This window comes from Oceanithermus profundus DSM 14977 (assembly GCF_000183745.1).
GTDB classification, from domain to species: domain Bacteria; phylum Deinococcota; class Deinococci; order Deinococcales; family Marinithermaceae; genus Oceanithermus; species Oceanithermus profundus.
In genome coordinates this window covers 1,498,475-1,514,044 of sequence record NC_014761.1, presented here as the reverse complement: position 1 = coordinate 1,514,044, position 15,570 = coordinate 1,498,475, and the positions used below count along the sequence as shown (strand labels likewise).

Annotated in this window: 16 protein-coding genes; 5 read left to right on the top strand and 11 right to left on the bottom strand. The window is 67.8% G+C overall.

What is annotated here, in order from left to right; translation table 11 throughout:
- Positions 1-43 precede the first annotated feature (43 nt).
- Together OCEPR_RS07470 and OCEPR_RS07465 are read right to left on the bottom strand one after the other, a co-directional pair.
- Positions 44-472 (bottom strand): helical membrane plugin domain-containing protein, encoded by a 429-nt coding sequence (locus OCEPR_RS07470; protein ID WP_013458104.1) that lies wholly within the window; start codon positions 470-472, stop codon positions 44-46.
- 10 nt (positions 473-482) lie between these two features.
- On the bottom strand, positions 483-1,643 hold the full coding sequence (locus OCEPR_RS07465) for an NAD(P)/FAD-dependent oxidoreductase (RefSeq protein ID WP_013458103.1): 1,161 nt from the start codon (positions 1,641-1,643) through the stop codon (positions 483-485).
- 120 nt (positions 1,644-1,763) lie between these two features.
- Between OCEPR_RS07465 and OCEPR_RS07460 the strand changes: the two genes are divergently transcribed.
- Positions 1,764-2,522, top strand: coding sequence for an exodeoxyribonuclease III (locus OCEPR_RS07460; protein WP_013458102.1), 759 nt, complete (start codon positions 1,764-1,766; stop codon positions 2,520-2,522).
- A gap of 21 nt (positions 2,523-2,543) precedes the next feature.
- Entirely contained in the window at positions 2,544-3,707 is a 1,164-nt protein-coding gene (locus tag OCEPR_RS07455) for an aminotransferase-like domain-containing protein (RefSeq protein ID WP_013458101.1), read from the top strand.
- 70 nt (positions 3,708-3,777) lie between these two features.
- Here OCEPR_RS07455 and OCEPR_RS07450 read toward each other — a convergent pair whose 3' ends face one another.
- The 9 genes from OCEPR_RS07450 to OCEPR_RS07410 all read right to left on the bottom strand — a co-directional run bounded on the left by OCEPR_RS07450 (position 3,778) and on the right by OCEPR_RS07410 (position 12,768).
- Positions 3,778-4,359, bottom strand: coding sequence for a hypothetical protein (locus tag OCEPR_RS07450; protein ID WP_013458100.1), 582 nt, complete (start codon positions 4,357-4,359; stop codon positions 3,778-3,780).
- 279 nt (positions 4,360-4,638) lie between these two features.
- Positions 4,639-6,039: a hypothetical protein gene (locus OCEPR_RS07445; protein ID WP_013458099.1), complete on the bottom strand. Its 1,401-nt coding sequence runs from the start codon at positions 6,037-6,039 to the stop codon at positions 4,639-4,641.
- 838 nt (positions 6,040-6,877) lie between these two features.
- Positions 6,878-7,372 carry a GIY-YIG nuclease family protein gene (locus tag OCEPR_RS07440; RefSeq protein ID WP_013458098.1) on the bottom strand — a complete coding sequence of 165 codons (495 nt, stop codon included), beginning with the start codon at positions 7,370-7,372 and terminating at the stop codon, positions 6,878-6,880.
- Positions 7,369-9,303, bottom strand: coding sequence for an AMP-binding protein (locus tag OCEPR_RS07435; protein ID WP_013458097.1), 1,935 nt, complete (start codon positions 9,301-9,303; stop codon positions 7,369-7,371). Before OCEPR_RS07435 ends, OCEPR_RS07440 begins: the two co-directional genes overlap by 4 nt.
- A complete protein-coding gene (locus OCEPR_RS07430) occupies positions 9,300-10,172 on the bottom strand; it encodes a serine/threonine-protein kinase (protein WP_013458096.1) in 873 nt (290 codons plus the stop codon). The genes OCEPR_RS07435 and OCEPR_RS07430 overlap by 4 nt, the downstream gene beginning before the upstream one ends.
- A gap of 3 nt (positions 10,173-10,175) precedes the next feature.
- Positions 10,176-10,847: a metal-dependent hydrolase gene (locus OCEPR_RS07425; RefSeq protein ID WP_013458095.1), complete on the bottom strand. Its 672-nt coding sequence runs from the start codon at positions 10,845-10,847 to the stop codon at positions 10,176-10,178.
- A 38-nt stretch (positions 10,848-10,885) separates the two neighbouring features.
- Positions 10,886-11,350 (bottom strand): DUF3809 family protein, encoded by a 465-nt coding sequence (locus OCEPR_RS07420; RefSeq protein ID WP_013458094.1) that lies wholly within the window; start codon positions 11,348-11,350, stop codon positions 10,886-10,888.
- Positions 11,351-11,353: 3 nt separating this feature from the next.
- The gene (locus tag OCEPR_RS07415; RefSeq protein ID WP_013458093.1) at positions 11,354-11,602 is read right to left on the bottom strand and encodes a DUF3248 domain-containing protein; all 249 of its coding nucleotides are present in this window, start codon (positions 11,600-11,602) and stop codon (positions 11,354-11,356) included.
- Positions 11,599-12,768 (bottom strand): 23S rRNA (cytosine(1962)-C(5))-methyltransferase, encoded by a 1,170-nt coding sequence (locus OCEPR_RS07410; RefSeq protein WP_041554104.1) that lies wholly within the window; start codon positions 12,766-12,768, stop codon positions 11,599-11,601. Before OCEPR_RS07410 ends, OCEPR_RS07415 begins: the two co-directional genes overlap by 4 nt.
- A gap of 162 nt (positions 12,769-12,930) precedes the next feature.
- Between OCEPR_RS07410 and OCEPR_RS07405 the strand changes: the two genes are divergently transcribed.
- The 3 genes from OCEPR_RS07405 to OCEPR_RS07395 are packed head-to-tail and all read left to right on the top strand — an operon-like array spanning position 12,931 to position 15,554.
- On the top strand, positions 12,931-13,245 hold the full coding sequence (locus tag OCEPR_RS07405) for a V-type ATPase subunit subunit G family protein (RefSeq protein ID WP_013458091.1): 315 nt from the start codon (positions 12,931-12,933) through the stop codon (positions 13,243-13,245).
- Positions 13,242-15,218 carry a V-type ATP synthase subunit I gene (locus tag OCEPR_RS07400; protein ID WP_013458090.1) on the top strand — a complete coding sequence of 659 codons (1,977 nt, stop codon included), beginning with the start codon at positions 13,242-13,244 and terminating at the stop codon, positions 15,216-15,218. Before OCEPR_RS07405 ends, OCEPR_RS07400 begins: the two co-directional genes overlap by 4 nt.
- A gap of 33 nt (positions 15,219-15,251) precedes the next feature.
- Positions 15,252-15,554 carry a F0F1 ATP synthase subunit C gene (locus OCEPR_RS07395; protein WP_013458089.1) on the top strand — a complete coding sequence of 101 codons (303 nt, stop codon included), beginning with the start codon at positions 15,252-15,254 and terminating at the stop codon, positions 15,552-15,554.
- The last annotated feature ends 16 nt before the right edge of the window (positions 15,555-15,570 follow it).

The window sequence follows — 15,570 nt, the reverse complement described above, 5'->3', positions numbered from 1 at the left end:
AGTTACCGGGGGCCGCGGCCCCCGGTGCAGGGTTTCCGGTTCCCTACTTGGGTTCGTATTCGTCCATCGCCTTGCCCAGGTTCTTGGCGAGCTCCAGGAGGAAGCCCAGCCCCTTCTGCACGCCGGGGTCGCTCAGGTACCTGAGCGCTCCGAACATGCCTACTTTAGGCGTTTCCTTGGGGTTGGTCTGGGCCAGGGCCTCGACGAGGGGGCCCATCAGGTGCACCAGGTTGTGGCGGATCTTGGGCACGTGCGTGGGCGGCATGTTTTTGATGGGGTCCATCACCGCCTCGGCCAGGGCGGCCCCGCGGATGACCTCGCGCTCGCCGGCGATGTGCTCGAGCAGCAGGTCGCCGTTGGTGGTCATCTCGGTGAAGATGCCCAGGTACCCCCCCACCTTCAACTGCCGCGCCAAGCGGATGAGTTCTTCTACGGTCTTGGCGTCTTCTTCGGTGATCGTAATCTCGGCCATGGCTTCCTCCTTACCTCAGGGCGTCGAGCCAGCCCCGGTAGAACGAGTCCTTCATCAACCGGACCATCGGACCGGTGGCCACGGTGTAGCAGGCGTGGCCCCACTTGCCCTCCTCGGGGATCCACCAGTACTCGCAGTTGCCCGCGAAGCCCGACTCGAAGCTGTGCCCCATGCAGAGGGTGTCGCCGTAAGAGGGGATCATGTAACCGCCCAGGGCCTCGTTGAGGATGCTGGCGCCGGCGATCACCGCGGCGTTGTGGATGGGCACGCCGGCGGTGAGCAGGCCGACCGGGGGCATCGCGTGTTCGCCCACGAGGTAGACCTCGGGGTGCTCGGGGTGCTTGAAGAGCGGGCCCGTGACCACCGACCAGCGCGGGTCGCCGGGGTGCGCCATGCCGTTGTCGGCCAGCACCTTGGGCAGCCGCGAGGGCGGCGACTTGATGAGCAGGTCGTATTCGTATTCCCCGTGCTTGGTCACGACCTTGTTCTCCGTCACCTCCACGAGCTGCTCGAAACCGGTGACGTAGCGGATGCCGGTGCGCTTGAAGCGGCGCTTGAAGAAACGGTCGAGCCCTTCGCCCAGCGCCATGCGGATGGCGTCGGCGGGGTAGAGGATGGTGATCTCCGGATGCTGGCCCCGGGCCTCGAAGTACGCCCGCAGGTTGAGCGCCATCTCGGGGGGGTAGATGCCGCAGCGGAACGGCAGCTCGGGCACCAGGAAGACGATCTTCTTGCCCTTGAAGGTGGCCAGCTGTTCCTTGAGCTCGAGCGCGCCTTCCTCGGTGTAGTTGTGAAAGCCGTACTTGTCGAGGCCCTTGTAGTCGCTCCAGCCGTAGGCCGTGCCCAGGGCGATGACCAGGAAGTCGTAGTCGAAGTTCTGGCCGCCCTCGGTGACCACCTTCTTGCCCGCGAGGTCGAAGGTCTTGACCGGATCCACCACCACCTTGAAGCCGTAAGCCCTTTCGGCGTTCTTGATGGGGGCCCAGGTCTCCTCGGGGCTGGCCGTGCCCAGGGCCACCTCGGACCAGAGCGGGGGCATGTAATGCTTCTCGCTGGCGGAGATCAGGGTGACGTCGATGTCGCGCCCCAGCCGCGTGGCTTCCGTTTGCACCATGCGGGCAGCGACCAGACCGCCGCTGCCACCGCCTACCACGACCACTTTCTTTGCCATAGCTTCCTCCCGGGCGCAGTGCGCCGTTTAAACACCCCTATCGTAAGTGGCTACTCATACACGGTACAGGTACGTATGTCTTTATCGGAACGGCCGCGCCGCGGAGCGTAGAATCGGGGTATGAAGCTGGCCAGCTGGAACGTCAACGGCCTGCGCGCGGCGCTGAAAAAGGGCTTCTGGGACGTGGTTCGCGGACTCGACGCCGACGTGCTGGGTCTGCAGGAGGTGCGCGCCGAAGAACCCCCCGAGCTTCCCGAAGGCTTAGGGGGCTACCGCTGGTACTGGAACCCGGGCGACCGCAAGGGCTACGCGGGGGTGGCGGTGCTGGTCCGCGTCCCGCCCCTTGACGTGACCTACGGGATCGGCCACGACGAGTTCGACGAGGAAGGACGGGTCATCACGCTCGAATACGAGCGCTACTACGTGGTCAACGCCTATTTCCCCAATGCCGGGCGCGGCCTGCCGCGGCTGGGGTACAAACTCGCCTTCGACCAAGCGATCGAGAACTACCTCGAAGGCCTGCGCGCCCGGAAGGGCGTGGTCCTCATGGGCGACCTCAACGTCGCCCACCGCGAGATCGACATCGCCCGGCCCAAGCAGAACCAGAAGAGCGCCGGCTTCACCCCCGAGGAACGGGCCTGGATCGACGCCTTTTTGAAGAAGGGCTGGATCGACACCTTCCGCCACCTGCACCCCGACGCGACGGGGGCCTACACCTGGTGGACCTACCGCTTCAACGCCCGGGCCAAGAACATCGGCTGGCGCATCGACTACATCCTCATCTCCGAAGACCTGCTGCCTCATCTAATGGACGCCTACATCTACTACGACGCCTACGCCTCGGACCACGTCCCGGTCGTGGCCGTGCTCGACGTTTAAGCTGAAGGGGGAGGGGGAACCGTGTCCGTGTTTCGTTACGCCGGCCGTACGGCCCGCATGGAAAACCCGATCATCCGACAGCTGCTCAAGCTGGGGCAGCGTGAGGGCGTGATCTCGCTCGCGGGGGGGATTCCCGCAGCCGAGACCTTTCCGATCTCCGAGATCGCCGAGGGCGCGCAAAGGGCGCTGGCGCGCTGGGGGAGCGGCGCGCTCCAGTACAGCCCCACCGAGGGGCTCGCGCCGCTGCGCGCGTACATCGCCCGCCGGCGCGGGGTCGCGCCCGAGCAGGTGCTCGTCACCTCGGGCTCGCAGCAGGGGCTCGACCTGATCGGCCGCGTCTTCCTCGACGAGGGCGACGCGGTGCTGGTGGAGCGCCCCACCTACATGGGCGCTTTGCAGGCCTGGAACGTCTACGACGCCCGTTACCGCGAGGTGCCCACCGACGCCGAAGGGCTGGTGCCGGAGGCGCTTCCCGAGGATCAGGTGAAGCTCGCCTACGTCCTGCCCAACTTCCAGAACCCCACGGGCAGCCTCCTGCCCGAGGCGCGCCGCGGGGCGGTGGTGGCCTGGGCCAGGGAGCGCAGCGTGCTCGTGGTGGAGGACGATCCCTACGGCCACCTCTACTTCGACGCCGCGCCGCCGGCGAGCCTGCAGAGCCGCTGGCCTGAAGGCGTGCTCTACCTGGGCACGTTTTCCAAGATCGTCGCCCCCGGCTTGCGCATGGGCTACGTCATCGGCCCGGAAGAGGTGATCCATGCCCTTGCCCAGGCCAAGCAGGCGGCCGACCTGCACAGCCAGGCCTACGGCCAGGCCATCCTGGCCGAGCTCGCCGAAGCGGGCGTGATCGAGCGGCAGGAGGCGCGCACCCGCGAGCTCTACCGCCAGCGCGCCGAACGCATGCTGAAGCTGCTCGAGGCCCACATGCCCGCGGGCGTTCGCTGGGTCCCGCCGCATGGGGGCATGTTCGTCTGGCTTACGCTGCCCGAAGGGGTGGACACCCTGGCGCTCTTCGAGCGCGCGGTCGAGGCGGGCGTGGCCTACGTACCCGGCCCCGTCTTCGCGGCAAACGGCGGTTTGGAAAACGCGCTGCGCCTCACCTTCGTGAGCGTGCCCGAGGCGCAGATGGAGGAGGGCGTGCGCCGGCTCGCGGCTGTGCTGGAAGCGGCGCTGGCGGCCCGGGCCTGAAACGATCTTCTTGCGAAGCAGGGGGCGGACCGAAGGCCCGCCCCCAAGCTCTGTCGAGAACCCGAGAGGGTTATTCGATATCCGAACAATCCCCCGGCACCCCCAGATCGCACCACTCCTCCCAGTCAAAGATGCCGGGCGCGGGGGACACGACCTCGGTATAGCCAGCGTACATCGAGATATCGGGATCGGCGCTCATGTCTCGTACGGAGAAGATTGCGCCAAGTACATGGTTGCTCATGACGTAGTTATCGAGCGCAAATCGACGCTCGCTCTTACCCGGTGCCATTCCCTCCCGCATGCACCACGCGGTGATGCGCAGCGCGCCCCCGGGTACCACCCGGTCGTAGGGGTCGTCCATCCAGCGCATCCACCCCACCTTCCCCGGCTTCACCCACAGCCAGTTGGCGCCGCCCCCATACACGTTCTCGTCCTCGGGTACGCTGGCGGCGGGTCCGTCCGAGAGGCCAAAGGTATTGAATTCCACCTCCACCTTGATCCCGTCGTCGCACCGCTCGGTATTGGTGGCGTAGATGCCAACGCCCAGGCTCCCCGGCGCCTTCGTCTGCGGGCAGGCGGTAAGCCCGAGCGCCAGCAGGCCCAGGAGAGCAGCACGAAGTGCGATGTTGCGGCCGTATTTACCAAAGCCCATACAACCCTCCGGCAGTCAATTTGAACGCCGAGATGTTGACGAACTTTCCGCCAATCTCATCGAACTTCTCGTTGGCGGGAACGCGTACTAGTACGTCAGCCTTGACTCTCCAGTTATAAAGTCTCGCTTCTAGTACTGGGCTGTAATGATAACTGCCGCCCCCTGTGGCGTAGATGGCTATAGCGGGCTCGTTTCGACTGCCCATGGCGTTCAAGGCCGTCGAATACATTTTCCAAACCTCAGCGTTCCACGCGGTCCAGCCAATGTACGGAACCAGATTCACCAGAAATATGTACCCTCCACCGCGAATACGCATCGCGCTTCCTCGTTCGGACAACCAACGGTTTGCCCCGCGTACGAAGTCGCCAACGAGGGTGAGCCCGGAACCGGCGAAGGCGCGCGTCGCATGTACTCGGCTAGCTGTGGTCGGTAATACACCACACTCGAACTTCCAGAGCCGTCCACGTACCGCTTGAGCGCCAACATACGGTGCCCCAAGGCCTTGTTGCGTTCGTACATCTTGGCGCCTGTGCCTGTGTAACCACCGCTTCCGTAGCCGACGCCTAGATGGTCACCGTACCAGTCAATGTTCGAGCTGCCGGTGTATCCATGTCGTTCAAACTGAAACCACGTTGCCAGCCGGATGAAGGCCGCGGGCGCGCAGCCGATGGGGCGATCGCCAACTTTTCCATGTCCGTGTAGAGCGTAAAGCGTGAAGTTGTCGAGGTCGGCGTCGGACTCGCGGGGCTTGAAGTCATACTCCCACCTATATTGCCAATTCTGTCCAATGAAATCATACTCGGGCTTCCCCGTCCGCCGGTGTTGGGCTTCGACGATCCAATATTTCCCAAAACACAACCAGTTGACACAATGTTCGGCTTTGTACTGCGGTTTCACCGTCCCGTCACTCGAAAAGATTCGCAGTTGACTGTCCGCGATCACCCCCTGCGCCCTGACGAAGTCCAGCTCCCCGTCCGGCCCCGTCATCGCCGCCAGTTCCATCCCCTCGGCCTGGGGTTGCGCCTCTACCTGTTGCACGCTCACCGGGTCGTAGCCCAGCTTGCCGAGCAGCTCCGCCTCCGTCTGGCGCGCCTCCTGCGCCGCCGCCGAGGCGTCTTCGGCTTGACATTCTTCCTCGCTCGCCTCGCCCAGCAAACAGGCCCAGACGTGCGCCATCTCGGCCCGGTAGTCGTCCTCTTCCGCCAGCCGCTCCACGGTTTCGTGGAATGCCTGCGCCAGCTGCGCCACCTCGTCGTCGCCTACCACCTCGCCGCTGTAGCCGTCCCGGTACCTTCCCTCCCGGTCCACCAGGAAGAAGCGCCCCGGCTCGTTGAAGCCCACCACCCGCGCCACGGCCTCCGGGCCGCCCATTGCATCCACCACCGAAAGCAGGTGCTCCAGGGTGTCCGTCCCGGTGTCCGCGAACAGGGTAGGGGAGTAGAGGGTGCTCGCCCCCGTGGCCACCAGGTAGTGCCCTTCGCCCACGGCCACCGCCCTCCGCGCCGCCTCCCAGAAGCCGCCGGCGGCCTCGGGCCCCAGCACCGTCAGGTAGACCAGCGGGTAGCCGTCCACGTCTTCCACCAACAGCGAGGCCGCCTCCTGGCTTCCCACCTCCTGCAGCCCGACCTCGCTTCCTAGCCCGAACCGCAGCGTCAAAGCCTGCGCCGCCACCGCCGGCACCGTTTCCGCTACCGCCCGCGGGTCGCCGCCTCCGCACGGCTCACCGCCCGTCGAGCAGCCGGCGAAGAGCGCAAGCAGAACAGAGAGAGAACCCCGATGAATCTCTTCATAATCTCCCCCAATCCGAATACTGTCGTTATGACAAGGAAGGGACGGTAGCAGAAGGTGTAATGAGTATAGCATGCAAACGACCGCCATCCATGCACAACCGATCGTCCTTTCGCCACCGCAAACGAGGGCGGAGGGCTTTGGCCCTCACCTGCTTCTCCTGAGAGTCTGGACCTGCCTTGTGACTACGCGAGACCGACGAGGTTCCGGATCGCGCAGGTCTTGCGACCTGCTTGTCCGGAACGACGGGGTGTGTTTTCGCATCCTCTACGTTCCTCGTCACCCCGGACGAGCGGAGCGAGATCCGGGGTCTCGTTGCTGCTGAAAAACGCACAACACCATGGCGGCAGGTAGCGGCAACCAATAAGGCCCCAGGTCTTCTCAGCCGCGCGCTGTGAGATTCCGGACCTGTCCCTCACATGATCCGGGGCCTGTCCCGGACTTGATCCGGGATCCCGCGGGCTTGCGGCCCGCTCGTACGGAACGGGGGTTTTGTTTTTCGCACACAATCTCTTCGTCACCCCGGGCAAGCGCCCGAAGGGCGCGCGACCCGGGGTCTCGCGGGTACCAAACGAAACCCGTCGCCCTGGATGCGCAAGGCGATCCCTGGGACTACCCTGAGCGTGATTCAGGGTCTCGCCGTGGTCGCTGGTTGTGGCGATTGGCTCGGGGGAGCGGTGATGGATTGACTGCAAAGAGAGTAGACTTTCACCAGAAACGTTGGTGGGCTTCACGATACGTTCAAAGGTTCGGGGCTCCAGAGCACGTGGCTGCCGCCGGGGCGGTCGCCCGCGCCCAGACCGGGGGCCAGGGGCTCGGCCCCGAGGGCGCGCAGCGCGTCTTCCAGAAAGGCCTCGCGCCGCGTGCCGCCGTAGAAGAGGTAGACCGCCGCAAGCTCCGCGGGGCTTTCCATCAGGTGGTCGGCGTGCCAGTGGAGCGTCTTGCGCGCGGGGGGGCGCACGGCCCAGCCCAGGGCCTGGAAGTACGCGAGCAGCTCGCCCCGCATCCGGTGGGGCGGGCCGCCGGCGCGGGTGGCGTGGCGCAGCAGGCGGCTGGGCAGCCGCCCCGCAAGGGCCGAGCCCACGTAGTAGACCCGGCCGGGCGCCAGCCGGAAGACCCGGCCGCCCTGGAAGCGGCCGAAGGCGAGCTCGAGCGGGGCCTCGATCGCCAGCTCGAGCACGTAGGCCCCGCTCTTTTGCGGCGTGCCGTGGGCGAGGACGCTCACTTCTTCAGCTTGCGCACCTCGTCCAGCACCTCGGGGTTGACGAGCGCCGAGGTGTCGCCGGTGCTCTCGCCCAGGTAGGCGGCTTTGAGGAGGCGGCGCATCACCTTGGCGTTGCGGGTCTTGGGCAGGTCGCTGACGAAGTGGACCGCCGCCGGCCTCATGGGCTTGCCCAGCACTTCGGCCACCTTCTCGGCGATCTCGGCGGCCAGCGCTTCCGAGCCTTCGAACTCGGGGCGCAGCACCACGAAGAGCACCGGCACCTCGCCCTTGACCTCGTGGGGCACGCCCACCGCGCCGGCCTCCTGGACCGCCGGGTGGCGGATCGCCGCCGACTCGAGCTCCGCCGGACCCACGCGCTTGCCCGCGATCTTGAGGGTGTCGTCGCTGCGGCCGAGGATGAACCAGTAGCCCTCCTCGTCCACCAACGCCCAGTCGCCGTGGACCCAGACGTCCTTGAAGCGGCTCCAGTAGGTGCGCTCGTAGCGCTCCGGGTCGTTCCAGAAGCCCTTGGTCATCCCCGGCCAGGGCGCGAGCACCGCCAGCTCGCCCACCTGACCGACCACCGGTTCTCCTTCGTCGTTGAGTACCGCCGCCTTGATGCCGGGGGCGGGGGTGTTGAACGAGGCCTCGGCGATGGGCTTGTAGACCGTGCAGCCGAGGATGCCGCCGGAGACCTCGGTGCCGCCGGAGTAGTTGACGATGGGGCAGCGCCCGCCGCCCACGTTTTGGAAGAACCACTGGTAGGGCTCGGGGTTCCAGGGCTCGCCGGTGGAGCCGAGGACGCGCAGCGAGGAGAGGTCGTGCTTCTTCACCGGCTCCTCGCCGTGGGGGATGAGGGCGCGGATCAGGGTGGGGGAGATGCCCAGGTGGGTGATGCCGTGGCGCGCCACCATCTGCCACAGCCGGTCGGGGCCGGGGTAGTCGGGCGCGCCCTCGTAGAGGAAGACGGTGGAGCCGAGCAGGAGGCTGCCCAGGATGGCCCAGGGGCCCATCATCCAGCCCATGTCGGTGAACCAGAACATCAGTTCGCCGGGGCGCAGGTCGAAAAGGTGGGCCATGTCCTGCGCCGCCTTGAGGGGGAAGCCGGCGTGGTAGTGGACCGTGCCCTTGGGCCGGCCGGTGGTGCCCGAGGTGTAGATGAGCATGAAGGGGTCCATGCTCCCCATCGCCTCGGTGGGGGCGTCCCCCGGCTGGCGGGCCACCGCCTCGTCCCACCAGAGGTCGCGGCCTTCTTTCATGGCGTAGCCGCCGTCCACCCGCCGCACCACCAGCACCTTCTCGACGCTGGGGGCGCGCTGGAGCGCCTCGTCGGCCACGGGCTTCATGGGCACGACCCGGCCGCGGCGCAAGAAGCCGTCGGCGGTCACCAGCAGCTTGGCGCCGGCGTCGGCCAGGCGGGTGGCCGTGGCCTCGGCGCCGTAGCCCGAGAAGATAGGGATGGCGATCGCGCCGATGCGCGCGACGGCCAGAAAGGCCACCGCGGTCTCGGGCAGCATGGGCAGGAACAGGCCCACCCGGTCGCCGCGGCCCACGCCCAGCTCGCGCAGGGCGGAGGCGGCCTGGGCCACCTGGCGGTCGAGCTCGCGGTAGGTGAGGCGCACCACCGCGCCGTTCTCGCCTTCCCAGATCAGCGCCAGCTGGCGCGCCCGCTCGCCGGTGGCGTGGCGGGTGGTGGCGTTGTGGGCCAGGTTCAGCTTGCCGCCGGGGAACCACTCGGGCCACATCACCCCGCGGCTGAGGTCGACGTAGTCCTCGTAGGGTTCGAACCACTCGAGGCCTATCTGCTCGAGCGTCGCCTTCCAGAAGGCGTCGGGGTGTTCGACGCTGAAGGCGTAGAGGGCGTCGTAGTCGGGCAGCTCGAGCCGCTGCATCAAGCGCTCGAGGTGGCTGCCTCGGGTGTAGGCTTCGCTGGGGGTCCAGACGGGCTTCATCGCTTCTTCCTCCTCAACCAACCGAGAAAACGGAACCCGCGCGGGTTCTTCTGCGGACGTTCGGGGGCCGCCTCGACGGTGTAGTAACCCCCGAGGGTGCGCCGGAGGCTTTCCAGGTGGGTGCGGCGGGCGGGGTCCTTGGTCAGCAGCCCGCGGATGCGCTGGACCAGCTTGGGGTGCAGGTCGAGTTCGGCGGGCAGGCGCGGCGGGGCCTTGGTGAGGTGGGCGGCCATCAGCGCCTCGTAGCTGTCGCCGTAGAAGGGGCGCTTGCCGGTGAGCAGCTCGTAGGCGAGGACGCCCAACGAGTAGGCGTCCGAGGCGGGGGTCGCCGCGTGCCCCTGGAAGATCTCGGGCGCCATGTAGAAGGGGCTGCCGGCGCGTTCGAAGGGGTTGGGGTTGTCCTGGGTGCGGGCGACCCCGAAGTCGCCGAGCTTGGCGACCTCCCCCTTCATGAAGACGTTGGCGGGCTTGATGTCCTGGTGGACGATGCCGCGACCGTGAAGGTAGATCAGGGCTTCGAGCAGCTGCGTCAGCAGGTTCAGCGCCAGCTCCCGATCGAGCGGCCCCTGCCGCAGCAAGGTGTCGAGGGTGCCGTCGGGCATGTACTCGAGCGCCACGAAGGCGCCCTCGCCGAACGGCTTGCCCGCGAGCCCGCGCAGCAGGTGGGGGTGCTTGAGGCCCATCGAGAGCCGAACCTCCTGGGCGAACATCTGCGCCAGGCGTTCGTCCTCGCGCACCTCCTTGCGGGGCAGCTTGAGCGCCACCTCGGTGCCGTCGGGGGCGCGGGCCAGGTAGACCTGCGCCGTCTTGCCGAGGCCGAGCAGCAGCTCGAGCCGGAAGTCCTCGCGGCGCAGGCTACGCAGACTCATGGGCTAGACTTCGATCGCCTCTCCGGGTTTCAGGGCCGCGCCCTCGACGCCGAGCGTCCGGGCGCGGGCGACGAAGGCCTCGCCGTCCTGTTCGATCACCGGGAAGGTGTTGTAGTGGATGGGGACGACCTTCTTGGGCTTCAGCAGCTCGAGCGCCGTCAGGGCGTCGTCGGGGCCCATGGTGAAGGTGTCGCCGATGGGCAGGAGGGCCAGGTCGAGGCCTTCCTCGCCGATTAGCCGCATGTCGCTGAAGAGCGCGGTGTCGCCGGCGTGGTAGATCTTCTTGCCGTCCAGCTCGACGACGACGCCCATCGGCATGCCGCCGTAGGTGCCGTCGGGGAACGAGCTCGAGTGCCACGCGGGGTAGAACTTGAGCCAGCCGCCGGGGAAGGCGTAGCGTCCGCCGATGTTCATGGCGAAGGCCTGGGCGCCGTGCTTCTCGGCGTAGACGGCGATCTCGTAGGTCGATACCACGGTCGCGCCCTTGCCGGCCAGGGCCAGGGTGTCGCCCCAGTGGTCGCCGTGGGCGTGCGTAAGGACGACCAGGTCCGCTTGCAGCGCCTCCGGCCCCACGGTGGCGACGGGGTTGCCGGTGAGGAAGGGGTCGATCACCAGCGTGGTCTCCCGACCCTCCAGCAGAACCGCAGCATGTCCCAGGAACGTGACTTTGGCCATGTGCAAGCCCTCCTTTCCGAGCGCTTCTTATGCTTTTCTCAGTCTAACAAACCGCCGTGCGCGCCACGGTTTACGTCCGCGAGGGTGCGTTCGAGGGTTCGCGCGAAGGCCGCTTCGGCCATCTTCTTGAACGCGCGGCCGCCCCACTTTTCCCCTTCGGGAAGGCGCACCCGTAGCCGCACCCGGGCGCGGTAGCAGACCTGCGAACCCTCCCGCCGGGCGCGCCCCGAGAGCTCGGCGGCGAGATCGTCCGCACCGGGGTCGAGGGGTTCGAGCACGGCCGTCTCCCCGCGGGTCGTGAAGCGCGCGCGGAAGGGGAAGCGCACCTCGCCCAGCAGCGCAAAGGGGGCGACGAGCGCGCCCCGCAGCTCGTCGCCCGAGAGCTCGAGGTCGCGAAAGACCGCCAGCCGCCCCAACGCCTCCTGCGGACGCTCCAGCAGCGCCTGCGCGGCCGCGGGATCAGCGGCGGCGAGGCAGAAGGCGACGTCGCGCTCGAGCTCCATCGCCTACTCCACCCACTCCACCCGGACCCGGCCTTCCTTGACCAGCTCCTCGATCTTGCGTTCGCCGACGTTGCGCAGGGTGGGGAGCTCGTTGAACCGCGGGGTGTTCGAGGCCAGGCCCACACGCACGATCAGCACGTCCTCGGCCTCGTTGGTGCCGATGCGCCAGACCAGGTACTCCCCCAGCTCGCCCAGCTTGCGCTGGAGCTCGTCGGGCAGCGGCTCGGCCCGGGACTCTTCGCGTTCGTTCACTCGAGCACCTCCATCAAGGCCAGCTTAAGGTACCGGGTCTCGGGAACGGTGAGCAAGACGGGGTGGTCCCAGCCCTGCCCGCGCTGCTCGCGGACGCGCACGATCCGGTGGGCGTCGGCGGCCGCCGAGGCGAGCATGGCGTAGAAGTCGGCCTCGGAGACGTGGTGGCTGCAGGAGGCCGTGACCAGCAGCCCGCCCGGTGCGAGCAGCTTCAACGCCCGCAGGTTCACTTCCTTGTACGCCGCCAGGGCGCGCTCGCGGTCGGCTTTGCGGGCCGCGAACGCGGGCGGGTCGAGGACGACCACGTCGTAGCGCTCCCCGGCGCGCTGGCGCTCGCGCAGCAGGTCGAAGGCGTTGGCCTCGGTGAAGCGAAGGTTTTCGAGCCCGTTCAGGGCCGCGTTTTCCCGGGCCGCCTCCAGCGCCGCGGCGGAGCTGTCCACCGCCTCCACCTCGGCGACGTGGCGCGCCATGTGCAGGGCGAAGAGCCCCTGGTAGGCAAAGACGTCCAGGGCCCGCGCGTAGCCGCGGCCCTCCAGGTAGGCCTCGAGGCGCAGGCGGTTGTCGCGCTGGTCCAGGAAGGCTCCGGTCTTCTGCCCGCCCTGGAGGCGGACGCGGTAGCGCACGGCCCCCTCGCGCACCTCCACGGCCTCGGGCACGCGCCCGGCGAGGGTGCGCAGGTAGCGCTCCAGCCCCTCGCGCTCGCGCAGCGGCGCGTCGTGCTTGGCCAGGATGCCCGCGGGCTTCAGGGCCGCCTCGAGCCGCAGCGTCAACTCGCCGAGGAGCGGCTCCCAGGCGGCGGCGTGCGCCTGCACCACGAGGTGGCGGGCGTAGCCGTCCACGACCAGGCCGGGCAGCAGGTCGCCTTCGGCGTGCACGAGGCGGAAGCCCCCCTCGGGCTCGGCTTCGTAGGCTTCCCGGCGAAAGGCCAGGGCGCGCTCGAGGTTGGCCCACAGGGCGGCGAGCGGGTCGTCCGTGGGTCCGAAGTGGAAGACGCGCACCTGGATCAGCGAGCGGGGGTTGGTCAGGGCCCAGCCCAACAGCCCCCGGGGCCCGTAGACGGGGTGGATGCCGGGGGTCTCGGGGAGGCTTTTCACGTCGCTCTGCCAGACCCAGGGGTGGCGGGCGAGGACGCGGGCGGCGCCGCGGGGGGAGAGCACGACCTTCACGGCATCGAGCATACACGCGCAGGGCGCTTCGCGTATGATGGTAGACGTTGGTTCGCCCCCTGACGGGCGCGCGTTGACACCTCAGGGGGCCTGGGGTATTATGCGCCGGGACGCGTCGCAGACGCGAGTTTAGCCGTGTTTCGCGGGGTATAAGGAGGCGGTATGCAAGGCCTAGGACTGGTAAAGAGTCTCGCCGAGCGGGAGCGCGAGTTGGCGCAAAAACTCGAGGAGGCGCAGAAGACCGCAGAGGCCAAACTGGCCGAAGCCCGGGCGGAAGCCGAACGCATCCTCAGGCAGGCCGAAGAGGAAGTCGAACGGCTCGCCGCCGAATACAGCGAACAAATCGAAGCCGAGGTGCGGCGGATCGAAGAGGAGGCCCGCCGCAAGGCCGAGGCGGAGGCCCAGAAGGTCAAGGCGGCCGCGGAAGGCAAGCTCAAAGGGGCCGTGGAAGCGGTCCTCGAGGAGGTCCTTCCGTGATCGCACCCATGGAGAAGCTGATCGTCGCCGGCCCCAAGCGCCGGGTGCACGAGCTTCTCGGGGAGCTGCAGCGCATCGGGGTGGTGCAGATCGACGCGCTCCGCACCGAAGAGCTGCCGGAGTACGCCTACAGTCCCGAGGAAGAGGACGCGGCCAAGCGCTGGCAGCGCGTGGTCCAGGGGGCGGAGCACGCCCTCGCGCTGCTCGGCTCGGCGCCGGAGGCCACCCGCCCCTTCGAGGGAGGGCTGGCCGCGGCCGAGTCGGAGCTCGAGCCCCTGGTCCACCGCGCCGACGTGCTCACGCGCGAAGCCGAGAAGCTGCGTGAAGAGATCGACCTCATCGACCTCTACCAGCAGCCGGTCGAGACGCTGGCGGAGATGGCCCACGGCCTCGACACCAGCCGGTGGCTGGCGGTGCTGCCCTTCCTCCTCGAGAAGGAGTCCGAGCTGGAAGTGGCCGCCGAAGCCCTCGGCGAGGCGCTGGAAGACCGCTACGTGCTCGCCCACCAGCCGCTCGACGGCCGGGTCGCGGCGCTCGCGGTCGTCCTCCAGGGCGACCTGGAGACGGCGCGGGGCGCCCTTTCCCGCAAGGGCATCGGCGAGCTGCGCCTGACCGGTCCGTTCGCCGGCCTCTCGCTCGGCGAGGCGCGGGTGCGCATGCGCGAGCGCGCCAAGCTGGCGCCCGAGGAGCTCGAAAACGTGCACTCGGCGCTGACCCGGCTGCGCAAGGAGGCGGAGGCCCCGCTGCGCTCCCTCTGGACCCGGGCGATGGACGAAGCCGCACGCCTGCGCGCGCTGCTCGACATCGCCGCCGGCCGCTTCGGCTTTGCGCTCTTCGGCTGGATCCCCGCGCGGCTCAAGGGCAAGGTGGAAGAGGCGCTGGCGGCCCACAAGGAGCACGTCGTCTACACCCTCGAACCCGCCGACGAGCACCACGAGGCCGACCGGGTTCCGGTCACCCTCGAGAACGGCCCCATGGTCAAGCCCTTCCAGATGCTCATCGAGTTCCTGAACATCCCCAAGTACGGCACCTGGGACCCGACCTGGGTTGTGGCCGTCTTCTTCCCCTTCTGGTTCGGGATGATCGTGGGCGACCTGGGCTACGCCCTGCTCTTCATGCTGATCGCGCGGCTGCTCTCCGGGTTGGTCAAACAGAAGAAGCCGCTCGTCATCGAGTTCTTCGGCATTCACATGAAGCCCCCGGTGGTCAAGGACCTGGTCTTCGTCCTCAACGCCATGATCTTCTGGACCGTCGTCTGGGGCTTCATCTACGGTGAGTTCTTCGGCAACTTCCTCGAACACCTGGGCGTCTTCTACGTGCCGGGCCACAACGAGGGCCTGATTCCCATCGCCATTCCCAGGGCCGACACCGCGGCGACGGCCACGATGATGATCCTGATCGCCATCGCCTTCGGGGTCTTCCAGGTCTTCCACGGCCTGGGCGTGCGCGCCTGGCTGAGCCTGCGCCACGGCCACATGAAGCACTTCTGGGAGGCGACGGGCTACCTGGGCGGGCTCGTGGGCCTGATCGTCTTCGCCTACACCTTCCTCACCGGAGCCAGCGGGGGCGGGTACAACCTGGTCATGTACGCCGGCTTCGCGGTCTTCCTGCTGGGCATCGTGATGTCGCGGGTGGTCCTGATGATCGCCGAGCTGCCCACCCAGGGCGGGCACATCCTCAGCTACATCCGTATCTACGCCGTCGGCGTGGCCGGGGCGATCATGGCCAACCTGGCCACCGACCTGGGCTTCTCCCTGGCCGAAAAGCTGGGGATCCTCGGGGTCCTGGTCGGCCTGGTCGTGGGTCTGCTGACGCACCTCACGATCCTGGCGCTGACGATGATGGGGCACATCCTGCAGCCCATCCGTTTGGTTTGGGTCGAGTTCTTCACCAAGTTCGGTTTCTACGAGGAGTCGGGGCGGCCGTACCGCCCGTTCAAGTCCGTCCGTAACGATGCAGGCACTGCATCTTAGGGAGCAAGAGAGAAGGGTTGTGGAGGTTACATCATGAAGAAAGTTCTAACTGCACTGGGGATGATGGTTCTGGGCGCTCTGGCGATGGCTGCGGAGAACACCGCCGGCGGTGACGGCGGCGTCAGCAGGGGCCTGATCGGCCTGGGTATCGGCCTCGCGGTCGGCCTGGGCGCGCTCGGCACCGGCGTGGCGCAGGCCCGCATCGGTGCGGCGGGCGTCGGAGCCGTGGCCGAGAAGCCCGGGATGTTCGGTACCGCGCTGATCTTCCTGCTGCTGCCGGAAACCCTGGTCATCTTCGGTCTCGTGATCGCGTTCATCTTGCTCGGCAGGCTCTAGAGCGGTGCATAACGGC

Bases quoted from the DNA above. Each gene is read 5' to 3' on its own strand.
- OCEPR_RS07470 (WP_013458104.1), bottom strand. From the start codon at position 472: ATGGCCGAGATTACGATCACCGAAGAAGACGCCAAGACCGTAGAAGAA.
- OCEPR_RS07465 (WP_013458103.1), bottom strand. From the start codon at position 1,643: ATGGCAAAGAAAGTGGTCGTGGTAGGCGGTGGCAGCGGCGGTCTGGTC.
- OCEPR_RS07460 (WP_013458102.1), top strand. From the start codon at position 1,764: ATGAAGCTGGCCAGCTGGAACGTCAACGGCCTGCGCGCGGCGCTGAAA.
- OCEPR_RS07450 (WP_013458100.1), bottom strand. From the start codon at position 4,359: ATGGGCTTTGGTAAATACGGCCGCAACATCGCACTTCGTGCTGCTCTC.
- OCEPR_RS07435 (WP_013458097.1), bottom strand. From the start codon at position 9,303: ATGAAGCCCGTCTGGACCCCCAGCGAAGCCTACACCCGAGGCAGCCAC.
- OCEPR_RS07430 (WP_013458096.1), bottom strand. From the start codon at position 10,172: ATGAGTCTGCGTAGCCTGCGCCGCGAGGACTTCCGGCTCGAGCTGCTG.
- OCEPR_RS07425 (WP_013458095.1), bottom strand. From the start codon at position 10,847: ATGGCCAAAGTCACGTTCCTGGGACATGCTGCGGTTCTGCTGGAGGGT.
- OCEPR_RS07420 (WP_013458094.1), bottom strand. From the start codon at position 11,350: ATGGAGCTCGAGCGCGACGTCGCCTTCTGCCTCGCCGCCGCTGATCCC.
- OCEPR_RS07405 (WP_013458091.1), top strand. From the start codon at position 12,931: ATGCAAGGCCTAGGACTGGTAAAGAGTCTCGCCGAGCGGGAGCGCGAG.
- OCEPR_RS07395 (WP_013458089.1), top strand. From the start codon at position 15,252: ATGAAGAAAGTTCTAACTGCACTGGGGATGATGGTTCTGGGCGCTCTG.